This is a genomic window from Rothia mucilaginosa (genome assembly GCF_001061665.1).
Classification (GTDB): Bacteria; Actinomycetota; Actinomycetes; order Actinomycetales; family Micrococcaceae; genus Rothia; species Rothia mucilaginosa_A.
On record NZ_JVSP01000006.1, the window covers coordinates 226619 to 249868 of the forward strand.

General features: G+C 63.6%; 17 protein-coding genes and 1 tRNA gene. 2 read left to right on the top strand and 16 right to left on the bottom strand.

The window, feature by feature from the left end; genetic code table 11:
• Positions 1–116: 116 nt before the first annotated feature.
• The gene (greA, locus tag ADJ95_RS04570; protein WP_049333025.1) at positions 117–614 is read left to right on the top strand and encodes a transcription elongation factor GreA; all 498 of its coding nucleotides are present in this window, start codon (positions 117–119) and stop codon (positions 612–614) included.
• A 168-nt stretch (positions 615–782) separates the two neighbouring features.
• On the opposite strand, the gene ilvA is transcribed toward greA, so the two are convergent.
• The 4 genes from ilvA to ADJ95_RS04590 form a co-directional block, all read right to left on the bottom strand.
• Positions 783–2036, bottom strand: a complete 1254-nt coding sequence (gene ilvA / locus ADJ95_RS04575) for a threonine ammonia-lyase (protein ID WP_049333027.1) — start codon at positions 2034–2036, stop codon at positions 783–785.
• A gap of 233 nt (positions 2037–2269) precedes the next feature.
• Positions 2270–3544: an AI-2E family transporter gene (locus ADJ95_RS04580; protein ID WP_049333029.1), complete on the bottom strand. Its 1275-nt coding sequence runs from the start codon at positions 3542–3544 to the stop codon at positions 2270–2272.
• A 121-nt stretch (positions 3545–3665) separates the two neighbouring features.
• On the bottom strand, positions 3666–4601 hold the full coding sequence (locus ADJ95_RS04585; protein WP_049333031.1) for a Bax inhibitor-1/YccA family protein: 936 nt from the start codon (positions 4599–4601) through the stop codon (positions 3666–3668).
• Between the two features lie 154 nt (positions 4602–4755).
• Positions 4756–5646 (bottom strand): Cof-type HAD-IIB family hydrolase, encoded by an 891-nt coding sequence (locus tag ADJ95_RS04590; RefSeq protein ID WP_049333032.1) that lies wholly within the window; start codon positions 5644–5646, stop codon positions 4756–4758.
• A gap of 264 nt (positions 5647–5910) precedes the next feature.
• Here ADJ95_RS04590 and ADJ95_RS04595 point away from each other — a divergent pair, with 264 nt between their 5' ends.
• Positions 5911–6321 carry a DoxX family protein gene (locus ADJ95_RS04595; RefSeq protein ID WP_049333034.1) on the top strand — a complete coding sequence of 137 codons (411 nt, stop codon included), beginning with the start codon at positions 5911–5913 and terminating at the stop codon, positions 6319–6321.
• A 321-nt stretch (positions 6322–6642) separates the two neighbouring features.
• On the opposite strand, the gene ADJ95_RS04600 is transcribed toward ADJ95_RS04595, so the two are convergent.
• The 12 genes from ADJ95_RS04600 to sdhA form a co-directional block, all read right to left on the bottom strand.
• Positions 6643–6716, bottom strand: a tRNA-Leu gene (locus ADJ95_RS04600).
• Positions 6717–6962: 246 nt separating this feature from the next.
• A complete protein-coding gene (locus ADJ95_RS04605; RefSeq protein WP_049333036.1) occupies positions 6963–8348 on the bottom strand; it encodes an NAD(P)/FAD-dependent oxidoreductase in 1386 nt (461 codons plus the stop codon).
• A 502-nt stretch (positions 8349–8850) separates the two neighbouring features.
• Positions 8851–10446 (bottom strand): S8 family peptidase, encoded by a 1596-nt coding sequence (locus ADJ95_RS04610; RefSeq protein ID WP_080974943.1) that lies wholly within the window; start codon positions 10444–10446, stop codon positions 8851–8853.
• Between the two features lie 144 nt (positions 10447–10590).
• Positions 10591–11544 carry an exopolyphosphatase gene (locus ADJ95_RS04615; protein ID WP_049333039.1) on the bottom strand — a complete coding sequence of 318 codons (954 nt, stop codon included), beginning with the start codon at positions 11542–11544 and terminating at the stop codon, positions 10591–10593.
• A 154-nt stretch (positions 11545–11698) separates the two neighbouring features.
• The gene (locus ADJ95_RS04620; protein WP_049333041.1) at positions 11699–12298 is read right to left on the bottom strand and encodes a DUF501 domain-containing protein; all 600 of its coding nucleotides are present in this window, start codon (positions 12296–12298) and stop codon (positions 11699–11701) included.
• A gap of 114 nt (positions 12299–12412) precedes the next feature.
• Positions 12413–13066 carry a septum formation initiator family protein gene (locus tag ADJ95_RS04625; protein ID WP_049333042.1) on the bottom strand — a complete coding sequence of 218 codons (654 nt, stop codon included), beginning with the start codon at positions 13064–13066 and terminating at the stop codon, positions 12413–12415.
• Positions 13067–13311: 245 nt separating this feature from the next.
• Positions 13312–14592 (bottom strand): phosphopyruvate hydratase, encoded by a 1281-nt coding sequence (gene eno / locus ADJ95_RS04630; protein WP_049333044.1) that lies wholly within the window; start codon positions 14590–14592, stop codon positions 13312–13314.
• Between the two features lie 268 nt (positions 14593–14860).
• Positions 14861–15607 carry a MazG family protein gene (locus tag ADJ95_RS04635; protein ID WP_049333046.1) on the bottom strand — a complete coding sequence of 249 codons (747 nt, stop codon included), beginning with the start codon at positions 15605–15607 and terminating at the stop codon, positions 14861–14863.
• An 80-nt stretch (positions 15608–15687) separates the two neighbouring features.
• Complete coding sequence (locus tag ADJ95_RS04640; protein WP_049333047.1) at positions 15688–18870, bottom strand: hypothetical protein; 3183 nt, start codon at positions 18868–18870, stop codon at positions 15688–15690.
• Positions 18871–19109: 239 nt separating this feature from the next.
• On the bottom strand, positions 19110–20360 hold the full coding sequence (locus ADJ95_RS04645; RefSeq protein WP_049333049.1) for an amidohydrolase: 1251 nt from the start codon (positions 20358–20360) through the stop codon (positions 19110–19112).
• A 284-nt stretch (positions 20361–20644) separates the two neighbouring features.
• Positions 20645–21433, bottom strand: a complete 789-nt coding sequence (locus ADJ95_RS04650; RefSeq protein ID WP_152691702.1) for a succinate dehydrogenase iron-sulfur subunit — start codon at positions 21431–21433, stop codon at positions 20645–20647.
• Position 21434: 1 nt separating this feature from the next.
• Entirely contained in the window at positions 21435–23198 is a 1764-nt protein-coding gene (sdhA, locus tag ADJ95_RS04655; RefSeq protein WP_049333051.1) for a succinate dehydrogenase flavoprotein subunit, read from the bottom strand.
• Positions 23199–23250: the final 52 nt, after the last annotated feature.

Here is a 23250-nt window from a genome sequence, read left to right on the forward strand (position 1 = left end):
AAAATAGGTCTGTTGATTCATTCCGTTACCGGCGCCGCCGCGCATTGAACGCGGCACACGGTAGCGGGTTTATTCGTTTCGCACCGGCAACGCCGGCGCATAAGCAAAGGATACGCATGGCTGACAACAACGGTGCATGGCTCACTCAGGACGCCTTCGACCGTCTCACCCAGGAGCTGGAGTACCTCTCCGGCCCGTACCGTCAGGAAATCGTCGACCGCATCGCGCAGGCACGCGACGAGGGCGACCTCCGTGAGAACGGCGGCTACCACGCCGCCCGCGACGAGCAGGCCAAGAACGAGGCACGCATCAAGCAGCTCAAGCACCTGCTGGAGACCGCCCACATTGGCGACGCTCCCGTCGACGACGGCGTTGTGGCCCTGGGTATGGTCATTGAGGCCGAGGTGGCGGGCCGCCACCTGAAGTTCCTGCTTGGTTCCCGCGAGATTGAGGACACCCTCCCCGCCGGTACCGATCTGAAGGTCTTCTCGGAGAAGTCTCCGCTGGGTGCCGCAATCCTGGGCGCCAAGCAGGGTGACACCGTCACCTACGAGGCGCCGAACGGCAAGGAACTGAGCGCCAAGATTGTCTCTGTGACCCCCTACCACGCCTAAGTCGAGGCTCATAGATTTGCGGCTGTCGAGGTCCACGGCCCCAGCGCCAACACGCTAAAAGTGCGGGGTGCCGATTCTTCGGAATCGGCACCCCGCACTTTTTATGTCTTCCGCTTCACCGCGTGAAGATTCACGAGCGAGCGGCAACCCACAAAATGTAAGGTCGGCTTAGTAGACGATAATCGGCTTGAAGCCCTCGTCCTCCAAGGCAGAAATGACCTGGCGGCAGTGCTCCACACCCTTGGTTTCCATGTCGATGGTGATGGACACATCGCCCATGGAGAGCGAGCCACCCACGCGGGTGTGATCCACACCGGTAACGTTCGCGTCGTTCTCGGAAATAATACGGGAGATGGTCGCCAACTCACCCGGGCGGTCAGAGAGCATCATCTTAATGGTCATGTAACGGCCGGCAGCGGAAAGACCGCGCTGAATCACCTTCAGCATGAGCATCGGGTCAATATTGCCGCCAGAGAGCACACACACGACCGTACCCAGGTCGCCGTACTCTTCCTTCAGCTTGCCGTTCATCAGCGCCGCCACGGGCACCGAACCGGCAGGCTCCACCACAAGCTTGTTACGTTCCATCAGAAAGATTAGGGCGCGGGCGATATCGTCTTCGCTCACGGTCGCCACGTCATCCACCAGCTCCTTGATGATGGAGAAGGGCATCTGGCCGGGGCGACCCACGGCGATACCGTCGGCAATGGTGGAGACCTTCTTCAGGGGCACCAGAGCATCTGCAGCCAGCGACAGCGGGTAGGCCGCGGCGTGCTCAGCCTGAACACCGATAATCTTGATCTTCTTGCCGAGCTCCTGCTCCTTCGCGCGAATCGCCGCGGACAGGCCGGCCAGCAGGCCGCCGCCGCCAACGCCCACGATGACGGTATCCACATCGGGCACCTGCTCCAGAATCTCCAGGCCAATCGTGCCCTGGCCCGCGATAATGTCTTCGTTATCGAAGGGGTGCACGAAGACCGCGCCGGTCTCTTCGGCGTAGCGCTTCGCCTCCGCCAGGGCCTCGTCCACGGTCACGCCGTACAGCTCAACCTCGGCACCGTGATCGCGGGTTGCGGTAATCTTCGGCAGCGCCGCGCCCAGCGGCATGTAGATGCGGGCCTTAATGCCCAGGCGGTCAGCCGCCAGGGCCACACCCTGCGCGTGGTTACCCGCGCTCGCGGCCACCACGCCGCGCTTCTCCTCCTCCTCGGAGAGCTTTGCCATGCGCACATACGCGCCGCGCACCTTGAACGAACCGGCGCGTTGCAGGTTCTCACACTTGAAGAACACCTCGGAACCCAGGCGCTGGCTCAGGGCACGCGAATGGGCGACCGGGGTGCGTTCAATAACGCCTTCGAGCAGCTCTGCGGCACGTTCAATATCGGTAATGGTCACGGGCAGGGAGTCGAGATCTACGCTCACAGGTTTTCCATTCTGACAGTGCGTTGCCCCGCGGGCGCGGGGCGGTGATGTATTGCTCATCCCATTTTAGAGGATGGGTACAGTGAAGGGGGCTACTCGGTCGCGAGTAGCCCCCTAGCGAGACACCGCCGTAGACGGCATCGCGGCCGGCGGTATCGCCGGGAGGAGATAGCGGAGCGTTATCGAGGATGGCGGGGTGCCATACGCCAAAACCTCCCGCTCGATGCAGGCCCCTAGTCTTCGGAGGAGTCCGAAACCTCGGAAGCCCGATTCTCAGGCTCCTCAGCCTTCTGATGGCGCGGCACTCGGGAGGCCAGCTTCTTGACGCTCTCCTGCCGTTCCTGGGCCTTCTCCTCAGCATGCTCGCGGCGAGCCACCTCGTGCGGGAAGAGGAACTCCTCATCGCGCAGGCTGGGGTCGTGTTCCCAACCGCGATCCGCCAGGTAGCGCACCACCGAGTTCACCACGGCCAGCGTCGGCACCGCGAACAGCGCGCCCACGGCACCGAAAATCATGGAGCCGCCGGCCACCGAGAAAATCACGGCCAGCGGGTGCAGGGACACAGCCTTACCCATGATGAGCGGCTGCAGAATATGCGACTCCACCTGCTGCACCAGTAGCACGATGCCCAGCATAATCAGCGCCTGCACCGGCCCCAGGGCCACGAGCGCCAGAAGCACCGCCACGGCACCGGAGAACAGCGCACCAATCACCGGGATAAAGGAACCCAGGAACACCAGCACGCCCAGCGGAATTGCCAGGGGCACACCCAGGATGGCGGCGCCCAGGCCGATACCGATGGCATCAATCGCGGCCACCAGAATCTGCACGCGGACGTAGGCGCCCAGGGACTTCCAGCCCGCGCGGCCCGCACCGTTCACGGCCTCGCGCGCATCCTTGGGGAAGAGACCAACGACGAACAGCCAGATGCGTTCGCCCTCCATCAGGAAGAAAAGCAGCGTGAACAGGGTTAGGAGCACACCGGTTGCGACATCGGCAGCGGTCGAACCGACCCGAGACACGCCGTTCAGCACGGTGTTCGGATTGTCCTTAAAAGTGTTCTCAATCTGGTGCAGGAGCTGGTTCAGCTGGTCAGCACCCAAATCGTACCCGAGGCTCTTCAGCCACCAGTCCACGAGCTGCTGATAGCCCTGCACCGCCTTATTAGCCATCGTGGCGAAACCGCGCACCAGCTGCTGACCGGTCAGCGAAATAATCACAGCGAGAAGCAGCAGCAGACCCAGCTCGGCGATAGCAGCCGCGCCGCCGGCCCGCACGCCCTTCTTCCGCAGGAGCATGACGGTCGGGCTCAGCAGAGCCGCCAGGAGCATGGCCACCATCATCGCGATGACCAGCAGGGAGACGTGCCCCAAGCCCTTCCACACGACCCAGCCCGCGCCGGCAATCACGATGAGGCGCCAGGACCACGCGCCGGCCACGTCCACGGCGAAGGGAACCCGGTAGCCCTCCCCCGCCCGACGTTCTTCGGCACTCGATGTATGCTTCACGCTGTCTCTCTTTCTCAAGCCCGCCAGGTTGCTGGGCGAGCCGGTATTCGTGGGGCGCTAAACCCCGCCAAAGCCGCGAAAGCGGCGGCACCGCTACGGTACCGCCGCTTCGTACGAATTTTTAGTCGTTGCTGAAGATGCTTGCCAGGTACATGAGTACGCGCAGAATCTCAACGTACAGCCACACCAGCGATGCGGTCAGGCCGAAAGCCAGGCGCCAGGACTCGCTCTGCGGCAGACCCGCATCCACAGCCTCGGCGGTCGTGGTGTAGTCAATCAGCAGCGAGTAGGTTGCCATCGCAACCGCGATCAGAGCAATCGGCAGACCCAGCGGGATACCACCGATGCTCATGCTGTTCAGCGAGAAACCGAAGAGGCCCGCGGTCAGCATGGACACCAGGCCGTAACCCAGGTAGCTGAGCGCACCAATCATGAAAATCTTATTCAGCTTGGGGGTGGTGCGAATCTTGCCGTTGGCGAAGAGAGCCAGGGTCACACCCGCAACCACGATGGTTGCCAGAACCGCCTGGATGGCGGTGCCCGGGTAGCGCAGGTTGACGATGGCGGACAGACCGCCCAGCATCATGCCCTCCATGAGCGCGTAGGCCATGACCAAAACCGGGGAAACCTTCTGCTTGAAGGAGTTCACGAGGCCCAGCACCAGGCCGCCCAGCAGACCCAGGAGCATCAGCACGGGCACGTACCATGCGACCACGGCGCCCACCACGACCAGGCCCAGGTTAATGGCGGTCTTGACCAGCACGTCGTTCATGGTCAGACGCTCACCGGCCGGAATCGGCTCGGAGTAGGTCGGCTCGGAGTAGGTCGGAGCACTGTAATCGGTGTACTGCGGCTGACCGTAGCCCTGCTGGCCATACTGAGCCTGGCCGTACTGGGGCTGGCTCTGCTGACCGTAAGACTGCTGGCCGTACTGCGGCTGACCGTAAGCCTGCTGCTGGCTCTGCTGAGCCTGGCCACCGGCGCCGAAGCGACCGAAGCGAGGATCGCCCTGCCCCTGCTTCTTCGTCATTGAATTAATAAGCGGGTTTCCCGCCATCTTTCTCTCCTTGAATAGATAAGTACTACTAATGCGTTTAATTATAACCGATGGTTGCCCAGCTCACGCTTCTGTTCGTTCTGAGCACGGCATAGTCTCACATAGCGCGACTCCGCGCAGACACCAGACTTTCGTAAGAGGCCGGCGAGAGATGCTAGGAGGCGTCACGCACATCCAGCGCATCCAGCAAGTCTTCCAGATAGCTCAGAACGGCCTGCTCCTCGTTCGTGCCAATCACCTCATCGGCCAGCTCCTTCACACTCGGCGCGGCATTCCCCGTGGCCACACCGTGTCCGGCGAAGCTAAGCATCCGGCTATCATTCTCGCCGTCGCCGAAGGCGAGGATTCCTTCGGGGCTGTAGCCGAATCGCTCACAGAGATCCTGCAGACCCGTCGCCTTATTCACGCCCGTGCGAACCAGGTCGATTGCCCCGAAGCCGCTAACCAGCGGGGTCACACCCTCGGGCAGCACCTCGCGCAGGTGCGCGTTAATGCTTTGGGTCTGCGCCGGGGGGGTCAGCAGCGGGAACTTGATGGGTGCCCCGCGAGCCTCCTCAATGGAGTCAACCAGAATCGCACCGGGAAAGAAGAACCCCGCGAAGTCCTCCAGGGTCAGGGTATCGGGAATACTCTGGCCCGTGTCCTCAAAGTAATTACGGATGACGTGCACAATCTGTTCGCGGCGATCCTTCGGTAGGAAGATTCCTTCGGTGGTGCATACGAGTAAGCCAATCTGCTTTAGCCCATCCAGCACTTCGTAGATGGCGGGAACGTCTTCCTCTCGGAAGGGGTGCACCGCCAGCTGGCCGCTATCGTCTGCCAGGTAAGCGCCGTTCTCGGCAATGTAGATGAGGCCTCGGTTCTCAAAGCCGCGCATGTAATCCTGCAGCTTGGCGTAGGTGTTGCCGCTGGCCACCACGAATCGAATACCGCGCGCAACCAGGCGATCGAGAATCGCGGAGAAGCGTTCGGTATCGAAGGTCTTCGCGTCGGTGAGGAAGGTGCCATCCATATCGACGGCGATGAGAGAGGGCTGAGTCTGCATGTTATGCCTTTCTGGCTCTGCTATCCCGTTCAGGGCGGGTGCGCCTACGGCTGTGCCCCTTTAAGGGTCTCATGTTTTTGGGGTTCCGGAAGCCGCCGAGAGGAGGTTTTATGTATTGAGCGCCGTCACAAAACGTCATCTAAAACCCCTCTTTTTGGGATGTGGGTCACTTTTTAGCCCTATTTTTCACCACTTTTTGCACCCTTTTCCGCTATGAACTGAATTTACTTGAAGTGTAAAACTTTACTTGTCAAGCTTAAAGGCATGAACAACGACACCATGAAATCCGCCGGCCTACTTATCCTCCGCCTCGTCTTCGGCTTCGTCATGATTATGCACGGCATCCAGAAGGCATTCGAATGGACCCCCGCGGGTACCGTCGCGTCCTTCGAGCAGATGGGCATCCCCATGGCAGCCGCAGCGGCATACTTCGCCATGGCAACCGAACTACTCGGCGGCACCATGATTATCCTGGGTGCGGGCACCCGCATCGCGGCAGCAGCATCCGCAGTATCCATGAGCGGCGCCCTCATTTTCGTCCACCTCGCGGCAGGTTTCTCCGCTTCCAAGGGCGGCTACGAATACGTTCTCACCCTTGCCGCAATCGCAGCAGCCTTCTTCTTCACCGGCGCCGGCAAGTTCTCCATCGACGCGCTCTTTGCACGCCGCAAGTAGCGTCCACAGATAGACTTTCGACCTCCGACTCGGTGCCCCGCACGGGCAACCAATCACCGGTAGTCGAACCAGGCTTCACCGCCGGGCCGCGCTGATTCCGGCAGCGCGCGGCCCTTATCTACCCGCGGTGAAGAGAGCACCGCCGCGTGCTCGACGATGCCCCCGATAGTATGGGTCGGGGGCATCGTCTCTTTATCCGGAACGTTGTTCTGCCTCCGCATCGAGGCTATAGCGGCAGTGCTACGGCGAAGGGCGGCGGTCCATTTCCCCTCGGGGAATGGACCGCCGCCCTGTATGCGTCACCGTTTGACGGCCGACGAGTGCCCCCACTGGGACTCGAACCCAGAACACAAGGATTTTAAGTCCTCTGTCTCTGCCAATTGGACTATGGGGGCTCGTTTGGTGCACACCAAACATAGAACACCATTATTCCACGAATCCCGGGTAACGCATATCCGCTCCTCGGTACCCAATAGCCCGCACCGGCTCTCGCCCGAGGCGGGGCAGGTTGGATGACGAAATGCCACCCCTGGGAAACACCGTGAATACAGCGAAGGGCGGCGCCGAAGACCGAAGTCCTCGGCGCCGCCCGTTTCACGTCCAAGGCCTAAGCGGCCTCACCGGCTATCGGCCAGCTCGGTTTAGAGCTTTGCCTTGTGCGGTGCGGGAGCGGTACCGGTTGCTTCCTGGAATGCCAGGCGCGGGGAGCGCTGGTGGCGAATCGAGGAGGTGTCGCGACCGAAGATCTGGTTCAGAGCCCAGGTGGTCATAACGCGAACGGTACGCTCGGTGGTGGGGATTGCAGAGCCGTGGTAGCCGCGGTGCATGATCCATGCCAGCGGGCCGCCAATGGTCTTGCCCTTGAAGTTTGCAACGCCCTTCCACAGGCCCAGACCTGCCACAACACCGATGGTCTCGTGGTAGTAGTCGGTCAGGGGCTCGCCGCGGCGAGCAGCCAGCAGGTTCTTAGCCAGAACAACAGCCTGGCGGGAAGCGTGCTGAGCGTTGGGGACGCAGAAGCCACCCACGCCGCCGCCGGAGAGGTCCGGAACAGCAGCGTTATCGCCTGCAGCCCATGCGCCCTCAACCACGCCGTCATCACCGGTGACGCGCAGGTCGGCGCTCACGCGCACGCGGCCGCGCTCGTCAATCGGGAAGTCGGTGTTCTTCAGCATCGGGGATGCTGCCACACCTGCGGTCCAGACCAGGGTGTCGGTGGAGATCTCGCCGGCGGGGGACTTGTCAGCCATGTTGATTAGCTGCAGGTTGCCGTCGGTTGCGTCAGCCAGGGAGGTGTTGAGCAGAACCTCGATACCGCGGGCGCGCAGCTCTGCGACAACCTTCTCGGCGCGGTCTGCGGGGACCTCGGGCATGATGCGCGGTGCGGCCTCAATCAGCACGAAGTGCAGATCGGAGACAGACAGGCGCTCGTTACGCTCGACAGCCACGCGTGCCATGTCCTCGAGCTCGGAGATGGTCTCGATACCGGCGAAGCCACCGCCCACGACCACGAAGGTCAGGGCGCGACGACGAGCCTCAGCGTCGGTCAGCAGGGATGCGACCTCGATGCGGTCCAGAACCCAGTTACGAACCGAGACGGCCTCTTCGATGGTCTTCATGCCGATGGCGACGTCTGCCAGACCCGGAATCGGGAAGGCACGGGTCACGGCACCGGCGCCCAGCACGATCTCGTCGTACTTCAGCTCGAAGGGCTCGCCATTATCGGTGGGCTCAACGACGGCGGTGCGGTTTGCGTGGTCGATGGAGACAACACGGCCGGGGATCAGCTCGGTGTCGCGCAGGTGCTGACGCAGCGGCACGGTTGCGTTACGGCCTTCCATGGAACCTGCCGCAACCTCGGGGAGGAAGGGCTGGTAGGTCATATAGGGGTTCGGCTCGACGATGGTGACGACGCCACCGGTCTCCTTGATAGCCTTCTGAATCTTCTTAGCAACGGTGAAGCCGACGTAGCCACCACCGACAATCAGGACGCGGGGACGGTCCTGTGCCACCTTAGTGAATGCCATGTTAGTTACTTCCTAGTCTCAGGTACCGGGAGTTCTCATCCCGGTAGGGGGGTATGCGCAGCCTCCGGCTCGTTCCGAAAGCTTCCCTAACAAACAAAGCGGCTCGCCCTGGAAGTCCTTACGCAACGCGAAGTGGCTAGCGGCACGAGCCTGTCTGATACATACCCGGTTCACCATATATTTTACGCCTTTTGTTTAGGTGAAATCGCATTTATGCCCCCTTGAAGGCGCACCTAAGCCAAAAGTTTCGAGGCTTGAACGAGGTTCACACAAGATAAGGCACTTACGGTTAGGAGAACCCTTTCCATTTTTTCGTTCAACGTTCGAATTTTTCGTTACGATTGGGTGCGTTTGAACCCATCAGGTACCGCCATGAGAGAGAATCACCGCGGCCAGCAAAAACTCAGCCGTTCGCGAACGAGCTAAGGCAAGAAATATAACGGACCGGCATTAGCCGCTCTCCCGCCCCGCAAAAAGTGCAATCCCGCGGGGCCGTCCCTCGCTACGACGACGAACCGCCGCGCCGGTGAGTCTGGTGATGCGGATGCGGCATGTGCTCCGCCGCGTGATGCGCCTGCTCGCGCACAGCGGTCCCCACCTGACGGGCCGCGTCGCCTGCCCGCACGTGCATCCGGTGCAGACGATGCACCGCACCGGCGGTAATAATCGTGACCCACACCAGGAGCGCACCCACAATGACCGGCGGCAACCAGCCGCGGTCCTCCGGCGGGCGGCTCGCGTCCGGGGCGGCCTGCTTCACGATGTTCTCGCCCTCTTCGTGCACGGGCGCGGCATCGCTGGGCGACGGTGCACTCACCTGGTGCTTGCGGTGCACCGCAATCCACTCCGACATCGAACCCAGCGGATTTGCCGTCACCGTGGGCGAGGGCAGAGCCATAGCGTCCTGCGGGTTGAACACGCCGTACCCGTACAGCGGGTCACGACCCGTAGCGCCCTCGTCATCGGCTGAGGCAATCAAACGCTGGGCCAGCTGAGCCGCAGACTCCTGCGGGTACTTCTGCTTCAACAGCGCCGCCACGCCCGTCACCAGGGGGGCCGCCGCAGAAGAGCCCGACCACAGCATGTACCCGTTGCCCGGGGCCGCCGCAATCATGTCGGTGCTCGGAGCAACCACGGCAATCGAAATACCCTGCGTCGACGAGCCTTCAGAAACCTGCTTCTTTCGGTCCACGCCGCCGACCGTCAGCACGCCCGGAATCGTCGCGGGAGCACCCACCTGAGTCAGGCCGCTACCGCGGTTACCCGCCGCCGCCACAATCAGCACGCCCTTCTGCTCGGCGTAGGCGAAAGCGTCATCCCAGCTCTGCGGCCAGCTCGTCTTATTCGAGCCAATCGACATGTTGATAATCTGTGCGCCGTGGTCGACCGCGTAGCGCACCGCGGCAGGAATCTGCTCGTCGATGCTCTTACCGCCGGTCGTACCCATATTCAGCGAAATCGGCAGGATCTTCGCATCCGGGGCCACGCCAATCATGCCGGTCGGCTTACCCGGCTGACCCGCAATCGCGGAGTACCCCTGAGTATCGTGGCCGTGGCCGGCAATCAGCGAGGCGACCTCCGTGCCGTGCATCGGCTCCGCGCCCAGGCCCTGCCAGCCGTCCTCGCTGCCCACGCCCGAGACGTCGGTACCGCGCAGCACGTTGCCCGCCAAATCCGGGTGGTTCCCGTCCACACCCGTGTCAATCACGGCAACCGTCACGCCCTTACCCGTGGCCTGCGACCACAGCGAGGTAATGCCGTACTCGTTCAGCCAGTACTCGCGGTGGCGCACATCGTCGCCGTTGGCGGTATCCGCACCCTGGCTCGGGGCGGCCGTGCTCTTCGGCACCGCCGTGCCCGACGGCGAGGGGGTGGCCGTCACCTCCCTCTTCGGGCTCGGAGAGGCCGTGGCAGAGGAGCTGGGATCGGTCGCGTTGGCCGCGGTCAGCCACGAGGCCGGCCCCAGCGGCAACAGGGCCAGCAGGGCGGCAGAGGCCAGCGACCCGGCCGCACGCGAGCGCACCGGGTTCGAGCCCGCCGAACGCAGAACACCCAGGGGGCGGCGGATGCACCGCGCGGCACGCGCAAACCGATCCATTCGTTTCTCCTCAACTGAACGACGCAAACTCACATGGTGAGGCAAGCTCAACTAGACAATACAGGCCGGCCGACCCGCACCGCGCGGGTCGGCCGTTAGGATTTCCGGCCCGACATCGGGACGGATTTTTGCCAAGGTAACGGGCTACAGCTGGGACAGCGCGATGCCGTCCAGGATGTCGTGCTCGCTCACCGTCACCGAATCCACCGCGCCGTCAGTCAGCTCGTTCAGGCGAGTCAGGATGCGGGCGTAAATCGTTGCACCGGCACCAATCACGTCCACCCGGCCCGGATGCATGTAGCCCAGGGCCTCGCGCTCGGCACGGTTCAGGGAAGCCAGCCAGCGGGAAGTCTTCTGAACGGTCTCGATGGAGAAGGTCTGCGCGTTAATGGCCTCGGAATCGTAGCGGTCCAGGCCCAGGGCGGCCGCCGCAATCGTCGTCGCGGTACCGGCCACGGCCACCACGCGGCGGGCGTTCTGCAGGCGGACGGTCTTGCGGGCCACGTCAAGAGCTTCGTCGGTGTCTGCCTCAACGCGGGCAATCTGCGATTCGGTCGCCGGCGCGTTCACCATGTGACGCTCGGTCAGGCGCACGCAACCGATGTTGACGCTGCGGGAAGCCTTCACGCCCGACTCATCCCCCAGCACGAATTCGGTGGAGCCACCGCCCAGGTCGAACACCAGGGTGTCGCCGTCGCCCGCACCCACGGCGCGCACGGCACCCGCGAAGGAGAGCGCGGCTTCCTCGTCGCCGCTAATCACCTCGGGCTCAATGCCCAGGATGTCGCGGATGCCGTTCACGAAGACGTTGCGGTTGCCCGCATCGCGGGTTGCGCTGGTCGCCACGAAACGCACCGAGTCCACGTCGTGGTCACGCAGCAGTACGGCGTACTCGCGAGCCGCCGCGAAGGTGCGGTCCAGGGCCTCCTGTGCCAGCCAGCCGGTCGCATCCACGCCCTGGCCCAGACGCACGATGCGCATCTCGCGCACAACGTCCTTCAGGACGGTCTTCTCGACCCCGTCCACCACCTCAGTGGTGGAATCGGCAATCAGCAGACGGATAGAGTTCGTACCGCAGTCAATCGCTCCAACGCGCACGGTGGGTTCCTTTCAGGACTATCGTCATCATCGTTCGCTGCCCAAGGCAACGCGAGCGCCGCAGGCGAAGCTGTTTTCGCTTCTCGGCGCTCTTTCTATCTATTATGCGCCCGCGCCGTCACGGGCGACGGTGCGGGCGCATCGAAATCAGTATTTAGGCTTCCTCGCGCCAGGTGGGGTCGCAGGAGCATGCCTCGGGGGTCCACCATTCTGCGATAGCGTCCAGGCCGCGGTCACCCATGGGGTTCACGCCGCGTCCCACCGAGAGGGTGTGGCCGATGACGGCGTGCAGGCACTTCACGCGGGTGGGCATGCCGCCGGCCGAGATGCCGTCAATCTCGGGAACCTCGTCGGTACCGCTGATCAGGCGGATGCGCTCACGCTCGGCCAGGTAATTCTCGTGGGCTGCGGCGTAGGCAGCGGCCAGTTCGGCATCCTCGGCGAGGGCGTCGGTCATCTCGTACATGAGGCCGCCAGCCTCCAGGCGGGATGCGGCGGCGGTGATGACCGGGTGCGCCAGGTAGAACACGGTCGGGAAGGGGGTGCCGTTGCTCAGGCGGGGTGCGGTGGCGGCGACCAGCGGGTTGCCGCACACGCAGCGGGCGGGAATCTCGACCACGTCGCGCACCTTGCGGCCCAGCTGTGCGGAGAGAACACGGATGTCCTGCTCGGTGGGCTTCAGGGTTTCAACGGTCACGCCGAAACCGCCGGGGGTACGGTTCTTCAGGTCCTCAATGGTGTTTTCGGTGCTCATAGTCCTTTATTCCTGTCCCGTCCGCTCGTGCGGTCCGGGAACGTTAGGGTCGTGGGTTCGTGGCGGGTCGCCGGTCTGCGCGGCGAGCCTCTCGGTCAGCCGCTCGGCGCGGTTTTAGTTCTTTTCGAGGGAGTCCCAGATCTTGGTGGTCCAGGCTTCCTCGGGGGCGTTCTTCGCGTTCGCAGAAGTACCGTCCGCCTTCGTGGAGTCCTCGGTAATGCCGGTGACCACGTAGGGAGTGTCGCCGGGGTTTACATAGTAGAGGCGGCTGCGGGCCTGCTGGCGCACGTAGTTATCGTCGTTCCACCAGGTCTGTTCGGCCTTCAGCTGGGCGTTCTCCTGCTGCAGCTGCGAGATGTGGGTGTGGATTCGGTTCATTTCCCGGTCCTGATCCATGTAGGTCAGCACCGGGTATGCGGTGCCAAGGGCAATCACGCCAACCATAACGGTCATCAGGAAGCTTCGCCCGGAAAACATGTGGGCGGCCACGGGCGTGGCGTAGCCTTCATCTTCACCGTTCTGCCGACGGGCACGGCGCCGCGCGCGTTCCTGCCGGCGGGCCTGCTCCGCGCGTTCGCGTTCGGGGTGACGGCGGTTGAGGCCCACGCCAAAGAAGAGCGCGCTGGCCTTCTTCAACAGGGAGGTGCCGGCCTGGCGGGCCGCCGAGGGCTTCTGGGAATCGGTGGAGGTTTGAGCGGTGCCGCGGTCCTCAGCCGAGGTGCGACCCGTTGCGTTACGCCGGGTCTGCTCGTCTGCTCGCTGGCTCATTAGTTCTCTCCCCCATCGTTGTTCCTACAGCGGTGCGCTTCTACCTATTCTACCCGGGTTTGTGTACCTGCCTGAGCGTTCCTTCCGGGACTGTTTCCTGGCCTATTTCGAGGGGCTCCAGGGCTTTCTGCGCTACCCGGGTAACGGGTGCTCTCCCGGGTACAGCCGGAGGCGGCGCCACCCCGATTGGGGTAGCGCCGCCTCCTTGAGGTCTAACCGCTTACGCGGTCATATGCTTCAGCAACTTATGCCTTGAAGCGGGGGAATGCGGACTTGCCAGCGTAGACAGCTGCCTCGCCCAGCTCTTCCTCGATGCGCAGCAGCTGGTTGTACTTAGCAACGCGCTCGGAACGTGCGGGAGCACCGGTCTTAATCTGGCCTGCGTTGGTTGCAACAGCCAGGTCGGCGATGGTGACGTCCTCGGTCTCACCGGAACGGTGAGAAACCATGCAACGGTACTCGTGGCGCTGAGCCAGCTCCATTGCGTCCAGGGTCTCGGTCAGCGAACCGATCTGGTTCACCTTCACCAGCAGAGCGTTAGCAGCGCCCTCCTTGATGCCGCGAGCCAGGCGCTCGGGGTTGGTCACGAACAGGTCGTCACCGACGATCTGGACCTTGTCACCGATCTGCTCGGTCAGGGTCTTGTAGCCCTCCCAGTCGTTCTCGTCCAGCGGGTCCTCGATGGAAACCAGCGGGTACTTAGCAACCAGGTCAGCGTAGTATGCGCTCATCTCGGCTGCGGACTTCTTCTGACCCTCGAAGTCGTATGCGCCGTCGTTGTAGAACTCAGAGGATGCAACGTCCAGAGCCAGTGCAACCTGCTCGCCCGGCTTGTAGCCGGCCTTCTCGATTGCCTCAACAATCAGGTCCAGTGCAGCTGCGTTGGACTCCAGGTTGGGTGCGAAGCCGCCCTCGTCGCCCAGGCCGGTTGCCAGGCCACGGTCGTGCAGCACGGACTTCAGGGAGTGGTAAACCTCAACACCTGCGCGCAGAGCCTCGGAGTAGGTCTCGAAGCCGATGGGAGCAATCATGAACTCCTGGATGTCAACGTTGGAGTCTGCGTGAGAACCACCGTTGAGGATGTTCATCATGGGGACGGGCAGAACGTGGGCGTTCGGGCCGCCGAGGTACTTGTACAGGGGCAGGTCTGCAGACTCAGCAGCAGCCTTGGCCACGGCCAGGGAGACGCCCAGGATAGCGTTGGCGCCCAGCTTGCCCTTGTTGTTGGTGCCGTCCAGAGCAATCATGGCTGCGTCAACAGCGCGCTGGTCGGAAGCCTCGATGCCGATGACCTCTTCAGCGATTTCTTCGATAACAGACTTCACTGCGCCCAGAACACCCTTGCCCAGGTATACGGACTTGTCGCCATCGCGGCGCTCAACAGCCTCCCACTCACCGGTGGATGCGCCCGAGGGCACAGCTGCGCGAGCGAATGCACCGTCTTCGAGCAGAACCTCGACCTCAACGGTCGGGTTGCCGCGGGAATCCAGGATCTGGCGTGCGTGAACTGCGGTAATAACAGCCATGGATTGTTCTCCTTATGAGACGTCAAGGATGTGAACGACGCACCCGATCGTGGCGCGTCGCGTCCCCTAAATTCTAGCAAAATTCCCACACAAACACACTAGTAGCCACCGCTTTTTTAGACCCCTTAGTGAAGGTGTATGGAACCCTTAGTAGCCCTACAGGACGCGGCAATCGACGCGCAGAGAGCCCCCACTCCCCCGCCGACCGCGCGTGTGGGATGTATCCCAAAGCACAACACGACCCCAACCGGCGGGGCGTCACCCACGGTTAATAGCGCGGCTCGTCATTCGTATGCTGCGCAACATAGCGACGGATGTACGAACGCAGGGCGCGTTCGGCGTCCAGGCCGTTGCGCTGAGCGCGGCAGACCAGCGCGAACAAAAGCTCGCCGAAATCCTCCTCGTTGTGCATATAACGCAGGTCGTCGTCCATGCTCGTGGGCTCCGGGGGCAGAATGATGCCGGCCTTCCGAGCCTTCGAAGCGGCCTTTTCAGCCATGGCGAGCGCCGGCAGATGCGGCGGAATACCGTCCAGCGCGCCACGGTCGCTCTTTTCCTTCTTCTTCAGCTCGTCCCACGCCGCCTGCTGTTCGGCGGCGGTGCGGGGTGCCTCCGAAGAGCCCTCAGACTCAGCCGCGAACACGTCGGGGTGGCGCGCACGAAGCTTCTGCACAAGACCCTCAACCACCTGCACGATGTCGAAGCCCTGCGGGTTCGCCGCAGCAATATCGGAATGGAACACGACCTGCAGCAGCACGTCGCCCAGCTCCTCACGCAGCAGCGGCATATTCGGCTCGCCGCCGGTTTCTACCGCCTCGACAACCTCGTAAGCTTCCTCCACCAGGTAGCGAATCAGGGAGGCGTGGGTCTGCTCGGCGTCCCAGGGGCAGCCTCCGGGAGCGCGCAGGCGGGCCATCGTCTCAACGAGCGTCTCGAAGGCCCCTCCGGCTCGACGGGCGGTGTCTTCGCTGCTCCGGGTGGCGGGCAAATCGGGAGTGATGGGGGTATCAGTCATAGCGGTCTTTCTCATCGAAAGTGTGAATACAGCGCGCCGCGCCGACCCCCACACGGGGAGCCGGCGCGGCTCAAATGGTTTTAGAGGTTCCAGTGCGACAGGGCGCTCGTCATGTGCGCCGGGATCTTCGAACCCAGACGCGGGAACATGCGCAGCTCCTCAACGTAACGCTCAGCATCCAGCGGGCGCGGGTAGCTGACGAAGGCCTGCTCGTTCGCATAGTCAAACGCAGCCTGTACCGGCACGCCGGGGGTGAAGGTGAGGCTCATGGCCAGCGGCGAGCCCTCACCCTCGCTGTACGAGTCGGTCTTCAGGGCGGGAATATCGAGCAGGGTTTCGGGAATCAGCTCGAAGGTGCGTGCCTGCTCCCAGAAGCCGTTGCGGCGCACGTGGGTCAGGGCGTCGTAGTACGAACCGAGCGCACGCACGCGAATCAGCACGGTCGTGGCGTCCTTCGCGGTGCCATTCTCGCCGAAGAGGTGCTCGACGACCGGGGCCAGACGCTGGGCGACCTGGGCCTCGGTCAGCACGAGGTTGCCCTCGGCCAGCTGAGTTTCGGAAGGAACCAGCGGGCTCACCGGCTGGGATGCGGGGGTATCCGGCTCGTCGGCGACGGTGGGCAGCTCGTTGAACTCGCTCAGGACCGGGGTCGAGGGTGCCGAGGGCACCGCCGAGGATGCTGCCGAAGAAGCAACGGGAGCAGCGGATGCTGCCGAAGAAGCAACGGGAGCAGCGGATGCTGCGGCGCCACCGGCGGCCACGGCTGCTGCCGCGGCGAGCGCACCGGTGACGGCCGGCGCCGGTGCCTCCGCCTTTGCAGGTTCCTCGGAACGGGCCTGGGCGGGTTCGGGTTCCTCTGCCTTCGCGGTCTTCGAGGGTTCCTCTGCTTCGTCGGCGGGCACCAACTCGCGGTCGTTCAGGAAGGTGGGCAGTTCGGGCTCAGCCTCGGTGGATGCTACCTCCTCAGCGGTCTTTTCACCCTTCTCGGCGGGAGCCTCGTGAGCGGAGGATTCCGCGGCGGAAGACTCAGCGTTGGAAGCCTCAGCGCCGGAGGCCTCAGCGGCAGGAGCCTCGACCGGTGCCGCGGGCTCCTCGACGGAGACGAACGCGGCGGCCTCGGTGGAGGTTTCCTCGGGCTCCTGCGGCTCGTCCAGCTTCTTCTGGGCGTTGGCGACGATAGCGGCCAGGGCGGCTTCCATCTCTTCGCCGTGGTCGACGGCCTCGGCCTCAGCGTCCTCAGCCTCAGCAGCATCGGGCTGGGCGTGCGCAGGCTCGGTGTCCTCGTCAGCCTCGGAAACCTCGGGCTGCTCCGGCTGTGCGGAAGTAGCCTCGGCGTCCTGCGAGTTGGCGGTACCGAAAATCGGGTCGTTATCGTAGTCGTGCTCGTACTCGGCAACCTCAGCCGTCGAGGCTTCGCCCGATTCGGAGGCCGAGGCGGCGAGTGCGGCGGCGCCGGCAACGGTAGCGCCGGCAACGGCGAGGCCCGCAGGAGTGCTCTGGCGCTCGACCTGCTCGGGAGCCTGCTCCTCGCGAACTTCCTCGGAGGGCTGTGCCTCAGCGACGGGGGTCTCGGGCTCAACCTTCTGGGAATCGCCGGACTCGGATGCCTCAGCCTCCGATGCCTCAGCCTCGGGTGCTTCAGCCTGGTGAGCTTCGGCTGCCTCAGCCGCCTCAGCGGTAGCCACAACCGAGGTCTCCTCGCGGGCGGGGGTTTCGAGCAGGAAGCTCTCGTGGGTGGTCTGCCCATCTACGGCACCCAGGTAGGAGGCGTGCACCTCCAGGCCCTCGCCCAGGCGCGGGTTCAGGGTCACAGCCGCGCGGTTCCAGGTCGCGCCGGCTTCCTGGGCCTCGGTGTACAGGGCTGCGACGGGCGCAAACCAGTCAACGCCGGGCAGCACGATGCCGTTCTCGACCTCGCGACCGCGGTGCAGCAGGCGGTAGTGCATGTCCTCATCCACCTGGCGCAGCTCCAGGCTCAGGGTTCCCGAACCGCGGGTGCGCATGAGCTCGGTCAGCGAGTGGAGGGCGCGCTGCTCGCCGAGGACGGGGAGGTCCGCGGCACCCTCTGCAGGGGCGGTGAGCACAATGGATTCGGCCACAAGCTCGGCGTCATCGGCGCTCAGCTTCTGCTCGCCGGAGGCGGCTTCGTCGGATCCCGGCCCGGATGCGGGGTCCTCGGCGTCCTTCTTCACCTCGTCCTTGGCAACCTCGGGCTTCTCCTCGGACTCGCTAGAAGGCTCGGCAGACTCGGATGCAGACTCGGAGGCAGGCTCGGAAAGCTCCTCTACCGCAACCGTCTCGCTCACAAGTACCTCCGCCGCAGATTCGGTCTTTTCGCCTGAGCGGGTGGGCTCGGCGCTGAGGGGTTCGGGCTCGGTAGAACGCTCGGAAGCGGAGTGCTCTGCGGCAGGCTGCTTAGCGGCAACGGCCTCGGAATCCTCGGCCTGCTCGACCTTCTCGAAGCTGTCCTCTTCGTTCTCCGGATTCAGGCCCAGGCGAGCCGCGTAGACGGCGGCCAGGTCGTCCAGGCCGGCGTTCTTTGCCTCAATGATGGCGGCGCGGGTACGCGCCTCGCGAATCTGCTCAGCCGAGAGGTATTCCTCGGCGGCAGCGTTACGGTCGGTGTCGTCGACGTCGGAGGTAGCCGGGCTTTCCTCCGCGGAGCTCTCCGCGCGGACGGCGCGCAGGTGCTCTTCAAACTGGGAGCGAGCATCCTCGGCGGTGTCGGTTGAGGGCTCTGCCTTCGCGGAGGAGTCGCCCTCGGCCTTCTCGGAGGTTTCATCCTCATCGTCGCGCAGGAAAGCGGGGGTTTCAGGAGCAGCCGGGGCGTCCTCGACGGCCTCGGAGTCGTTGCTCTCCTCGTGGGCTTCGGGAGCCGCGGCGGCCTCGGAGTCCTCGTGCGGGTAGGAGTTCAGAGCTTCCAGGATGCTACGACGCTCCTCTTCGTCGGTGGTCTTGCCGGTATCCGAAAGGGAGCCCTCGGTGAACGAGGGGGTCTCCTCGTCATCGTGCAGGAGCGCGCGCTTCAGATCTTCCACGGCGCGATGCTCTTCGGAACGTTCCTCGTCGTGGTTCTGGCGGGTGCCCTCCGACTTCACGAAACGGCGCAGGGAATCCTCCCACTGCTGCTGCTCCATAATTTTGTCGCTCAGCCCCGAGCCGCGGGACGGCTTGCTTTCCTCGTGCCCGTCCTGTGCCGCGGTGCTCTCCGCCTCGCGCGCCTGTTCATCCCACTTCTTCTTACCGATCCCAAAGAAGCTCATTTGGGCGTCCTCCTTCGGCGTGCGCCGTGAATACGCGCGGTGCCCGCCGAACCTCCCTCGCGACCACGCGCGGGTTCACGGGCACAACGCTGATGTCCTCATAATCTCTTTAATTCTATCGTGTGCATAGAGTTTCGCCTCGCTATCCGACCGATAGCGAGGCGAAACTCTATGAAACGACACAACTTGCCACCCGCACGCCGGTAGAACGCGGGATGAGCGGCTCGGTACCCCGGGGCCTAGCGGGCCTCGTCGCGCACCGGGTTGGCGGCCTTCGCGGCCTTCGCCAGCTCGAAGCGCACCGCGCGCAGGGCGGTCGCGGCCATGACGCGCACGCCAATGCCGATGGCCTGCTCGCTCGGGGCGTAGTCGCCCTGGTGCAGGTCGTAGGTGGGGTCGCCGGGGGCGCGGGTACCCAGTCGGAACATGGAGCCGGGCACCTCCTGCAGCATCCACGCGAAGTCCTCGCCACCCATGGACTGCTCGACGAGCACGATGGAATCCTCGCCCAGTTCGGCGCGGGCGGCGTTCTCGAGCATGGTGGTTTCCAGGTCGGTGTTCACGACCGGGGGCACGCCGCGGATGTGCTCCACGCGGGCGTCCACGCCGAAGGGAACGGCGACCTGTTCGATGACCTCGTCCAGCAGGTTGCCCGCCTGGCGCCACACCTCAACGTCCAGGCAGCGCATAGTGCCGGCCAGGTAGCCCTCGGCGGGAATCGCGTTGGGGGCGACGCCGGCGCTGACCTGGCCCCAAGCAACCAGCACGCCCGAACGAACGTCGGTACGGCGGGTCAGCACGGCGGGAACCTGCACCGCAATCTGGCTCATCGCGTAGATGAGGTCCTCGGTCAGGTGGGGTCGGGAGGTATGGCCGCCGTGGCCGCTCAGGTGAATCTTCACGGTGTCGGAGGCGCTGGTAATCGCACCGATGCGCGTACCGATTTGACCGAGGTCCACCTTTGGGTCACAGTGCAAGGCGAAAGCACGCGGAACGTCCTTGAGCAGGCCCTGGGAAATCATCTGTACGGCACCACCGGGTAGCTGTTCCTCGGCGGGCTGGAAGAGGATACGGATGCTACGGCCCAACGGGGTCTTCTCGTTGAGCTCGTGTAGCGCCAGCGCCACGCCCAACATGACGGTCTGATGAATATCGTGGCCGCAGGCGTGCATCACGCCGGGAACCGTGGAGGAGTAGGGCAGCTCGGTCTGCTCGACGATGGGCAGTGCGTCGATATCGGCGCGCAGAGCCGCGGCGAAGGGGCCGTCTCCGATGTCGACATAGCAACCGGTGCCTTCGCAGGCGATGGGGTTCATGCCGGCTTCTCGCAGTCGGTTCATGAGGCGCTCGGTCGTGACGACCTCGCGGAAGGAAAGCTCGGGGTTGGCGTGCACTTCGCGGCGGAATTGCACGAGGGTGCCCATCATGCGCTCCACCCAATCGTCGAAGACGGGGGTGGACAAATCGTAGCGAGAATTAGCAAAAACCATACACAGTAGAATAACCCTCCCGGTGACGGTTTACCTATCCATCCCGACCGTTACCGGCCCTTTAAGAATGTCTGTGACTTTGTGACGGATTTTGAAGACCGCTCGGAGGTTCGTCGGAGGTGCAGGCGGCGAGGGCTGCGGGGTTCCGGGGCGTGCCTCTCCCTCACTCCGGCTTCCCCCGGTTTCTCTCCCCTACCCCGGACACGCGACAAGCCGCCGCCCGGTGAGGGGCGACGGCTTGTCGCAGAAGGCGTTTGGCCTTCAAGAATCCGAGAAGGAACGTTCTAGAGCGAACGGCTCAGGATGGCCTGCTTCACCTCGGCAATAGCCTTGGTGATCTGGATGCCACGGGGGCATGCCTCGGTGCAGTTGAAGGTGGTGCGGCAGCGCCACACGCCTTCCTTGTCGTTCAGGATTTCCAGACGCAGGTCGCCTGCATCATCGCGCGAGTCGAAGATGAAGCGGTGAGCGTTCACGATAGCGGAGGGGCCGAAGTACTGACCGTCGGTCCAGAAGACCGGGCAGGACGAGGTACATGCTGCACAGAGGATGCACTTGGTGGTGTCATCGAAACGTGCACGGTCCTCAATGGTCTGCAGGCGCTCACGCTCAGGCTCGTTCGAATCGTTAATGAAGAACGGCATGATTTCGCGGTATGCCTGGAAGAAGGGCTCCATGTCAACGATGAGGTCCTTCTCGCAGGGCAGACCCTTCAGGGGCTCCACGGTAATGGGCTTGGACAGGTCAAGGTCCTTGAGCAGGGTCTTGCAGGCCAGGCGGTTACGGCCGTTGATGCGCATCGCGTCCGAGCCGCAGATGCCGTGTGCACAAGAACGGCGGAAGGAGACGGAACCGTCCAGCTCCCACTTAATCTTGTGCAGGGCGTCGAGCACGCGGTCGGTACGGTACATGGTCAGCGGGAACTCGTCCCAGTACGCCTCGGAGGAAAACTCCGGGTTGTAGCGGCGAATCTTAATGACCACATCGTACGTGGGGATGGAGTCGGAGTCGCCGCCGGTCATGCCCTCAAATAGCTTGACGGATTCCGGTTCGGGAAGTTCGTTTTCAGCCATTTTAGTACTTACGCTCCTTCGGCTCGTAACGGGTGTAGACGACGGGCTTGGTGTCGAATCGCAGGCCCTTCACACCCTCAAACTCGGATTCGGGGTCGAGGTAGACCATAGAGTGCTTCATGAAGTTCACGTCATCGCGCTTGGGGTAGTCCTCGCGGTAGTGACCGCCGCGGGACTCCTTGCGGTGCAGCGCACCGACGGACATGACCTTGGCCAGCTGGAGCAGGAAGCCCAGCTCGACGGCCTCGAGCAGGTCGAGGTTGAAGCGCTTGCCCTTGTCCTGAATCGAGATGTTCTTGTAACGCTCTTCGAGCTTCTCGATGGTGGCCAGCGCGGCGCGGATGGTCTCCTCGGTGCGGAACACCTGCATGTCGGCCTCCATGGCCTTCTGCAGGTCTGCGCGGATAGCGCCGACCTTCTCGGTGCCCTTGCCTTCGAGGATGCCGTTGAGCATGTTGAGAACGCGATCTGCTGCGTCGTCCGGAACGGGAACGAAGTCGGCGGATGCGGCGTACTCGGCGGCCTTACGGCCGGCACGCTTACCGAAGACGTTGATGTCGAGCAGGGAGTTGGTGCCCAGGCGGTTTGCACCGTGCACGGACACGCAGGCAACCTCACCGGCTGCGTAGAGGCCGGGGACGGTCTCTTCGCTGTTGCGGTACACCTCGGTCTCGTTGTTGGTGGGAATACCACCCATTGCGTAGTGCGCGGTGGGGAACACCGGGATGGGCTGGTGGTGCGGTTCCACGGCCAGGTAGGTACGAGCGAACTCGGTGATATCCGGCAGCTTCTCGTCGATGTGCGAGGGCTCCAGGTGGGTCAGGTCCAGCAGCACGTAGTCCTTGTGGGGGCCACAGCCGCGGCCCTCGCGCACCTCGTTTGCCATGGCTCGTGCCACGATATCGCGGGGTGCGAGGTCCTTAATGGTCGGTGCGTAGCGCTCCATGAAGCGCTCACCGTCAGCGTTACGGAGAATACCGCCCTCACCGCGAGCACCCTCGGTCACGAGGATGCCCAGGCCTGCCAGGCCGGTCGGGTGGAACTGAACGAACTCCATGTCCTCCAGGGGCAGGCCGGCGCGCAGTGCGATGGCCATGCCGTCACCGGTGAGGGTGTGGGCGTTGGAAGTGGTCTTGAAGATCTTGCCGCAACCGCCGGATGCGAAGATTACGGACTTGGCCTGGAAGACGTGTACCTCGCCGGTTGCCAGGTCATAGGAGACAACGCCGGCGGGACGGGGCTTACCCTCTTCGTCCTTGACCAGAATCAGGTCGAGCACGTAGAACTCGTTGTAGAACTCAACGTTGTGACGCACGCAGTTCTGGTACAGGGTCTGCAGAATCATGTGGCCGGTACGGTCAGCTGCGTAGCATGCGCGGCGCACGGCAGCCTTACCGTGGTCGCGGGTGTGGCCACCGAAGCGGCGCTGGTCGATGCGGCCCTCGGGGGTTCGGTTGAAGGGAAGACCCATCTTCTCCAGGTCGAGCACGGCGTCGATGGCTTCCTTAGCCATAATTTCTGCCGCGTCCTGATCGACCAGGTAATCGCCACCCTTGACGGTGTCAAAGGTGTGCCACTCCCAGTTGTCCTCCTCGACGTTGGCCAGAGCGGCACACATACCGCCCTGCGCCGCACCGGTGTGGGAACGGGTCGGGTAAAGCTTGGTCAAAACCGCGGTGCGGACTCGCTGGCCTGCCTCAATAGCGGCACGCATACCGGCACCGCCGGCGCCGACGATCACTACATCGTACTTATGTACCTGCATGATGTTCTTTCTGTGTTTTCGATGTTTGAATTTGTCTGCCGGTTACGTCGTC

Excerpts from the sequence above, each read along its gene's own strand:
- ADJ95_RS04625 (WP_049333042.1), bottom strand. The coding sequence starts at position 13,066 with ATGAGCCAGCGAGCAGACGAGCAGACCCGGCGTAACGCAACGGGTCGC.
- ADJ95_RS04610 (WP_080974943.1), bottom strand. The coding sequence starts at position 10,446 with ATGGATCGGTTTGCGCGTGCCGCGCGGTGCATCCGCCGCCCCCTGGGT.
- ADJ95_RS04585 (WP_049333031.1), bottom strand. The coding sequence starts at position 4,601 with ATGGCGGGAAACCCGCTTATTAATTCAATGACGAAGAAGCAGGGGCAG.
- ADJ95_RS04590 (WP_049333032.1), bottom strand. The coding sequence starts at position 5,646 with ATGCAGACTCAGCCCTCTCTCATCGCCGTCGATATGGATGGCACCTTC.
- ADJ95_RS04605 (WP_049333036.1), bottom strand. The coding sequence starts at position 8,348 with ATGGCATTCACTAAGGTGGCACAGGACCGTCCCCGCGTCCTGATTGTC.
- eno (WP_049333044.1), bottom strand. The coding sequence starts at position 14,592 with ATGGCTGTTATTACCGCAGTTCACGCACGCCAGATCCTGGATTCCCGC.
- ADJ95_RS04635 (WP_049333046.1), bottom strand. The coding sequence starts at position 15,607 with ATGACTGATACCCCCATCACTCCCGATTTGCCCGCCACCCGGAGCAGC.
- greA (WP_049333025.1), top strand. The coding sequence starts at position 117 with ATGGCTGACAACAACGGTGCATGGCTCACTCAGGACGCCTTCGACCGT.
- sdhA (WP_049333051.1), bottom strand. The coding sequence starts at position 23,198 with ATGCAGGTACATAAGTACGATGTAGTGATCGTCGGCGCCGGCGGTGCC.
- ADJ95_RS04645 (WP_049333049.1), bottom strand. The coding sequence starts at position 20,360 with ATGGTTTTTGCTAATTCTCGCTACGATTTGTCCACCCCCGTCTTCGAC.
- ADJ95_RS04640 (WP_049333047.1), bottom strand. The coding sequence starts at position 18,870 with ATGAGCTTCTTTGGGATCGGTAAGAAGAAGTGGGATGAACAGGCGCGC.
- ADJ95_RS04595 (WP_049333034.1), top strand. The coding sequence starts at position 5,911 with ATGAACAACGACACCATGAAATCCGCCGGCCTACTTATCCTCCGCCTC.
- ADJ95_RS04650 (WP_152691702.1), bottom strand. The coding sequence starts at position 21,433 with ATGGCTGAAAACGAACTTCCCGAACCGGAATCCGTCAAGCTATTTGAG.
- ADJ95_RS04620 (WP_049333041.1), bottom strand. The coding sequence starts at position 12,298 with ATGAGCACCGAAAACACCATTGAGGACCTGAAGAACCGTACCCCCGGC.